The sequence below is a fragment of the Devosia riboflavina genome (assembly GCF_000743575.1).
Classification (GTDB): Bacteria; Pseudomonadota; Alphaproteobacteria; order Rhizobiales; family Devosiaceae; genus Devosia; species Devosia riboflavina.
Window position 1 is genome coordinate 1 of sequence record NZ_JQGC01000074.1, and the last position, 761, is coordinate 761.

Consider the following 761-nt stretch of genomic DNA (forward strand, 5'->3'; position numbering starts at 1 on the left):
CGATGCGGGCCATCTTGTCCCAATCGGGGAGCAGGCCGACGCCGCCGATGGTCGGGGTCGGAAGGATGGCCTTGCCGTTGGTCTCGTTGTAGAGCGAGACGTTGCCGGAGACGATCGGGAAGTCGAGGGCGCGGCAGGCTTCGCCGATGCCCTCGATGGCCTTGACGAGCTGGCCCATGATTTCGGGGCGCTCGGGATTGCCGAAATTGAGGTTGTCGGTGGCGGCCAGCGGATCGGCGCCGGTAGCGGTCAGGTTGCGCCAGGCTTCAGCCACAGCCTGCTTGCCGCCCTCATAGGGGTCGGCCTCGCAATAGCGGGGCGTCACGTCCGAGGTGAAGGCGAGGGCCTTCTTCTCGGTGCCCTCGACGCGGATCACGCCGGCATCGCCACCGGGGCGCTGGAGCGAGTTGCCCTGGATGAGGGTGTCGTATTGCTCGTAGACCCAGCGGCGCGAGGAGAGAGCCGGCGAACCGATGAGCTTAAGGAGCGCGTCCGCCACGTCATAGGCCGGGATGTCGTCGGCGGCGAGCGGGGCGGGAGTCTTGGGCTCGATCCAGGGGCGATCGTATTCCGGTGCCTCGTCGCCAAGGTCCTTGATCGGCAGGTTCGCGACTTCGCGGCCCTGCCATTTAACGCGGAAGCGCAGGTCGTTGGTGGTGATGCCGACGGTGGCGAAATCGAGTTCCCACTTCTCGAAGACGGCGCGAGCTTCGGCTTCCTTTTCGGGATGCAGCACCATGAGCATGCGCTCCTGGCTTTCG

Annotated in this window: 1 protein-coding gene; it reads right to left on the minus strand. The window is 66.1% G+C overall.

The features are described 5' to 3' along the window. Window positions 1-761: AIR synthase related protein (locus JP75_RS24735; protein WP_035087922.1), on the minus strand; the 761-nt coding region annotated here is incomplete at both ends.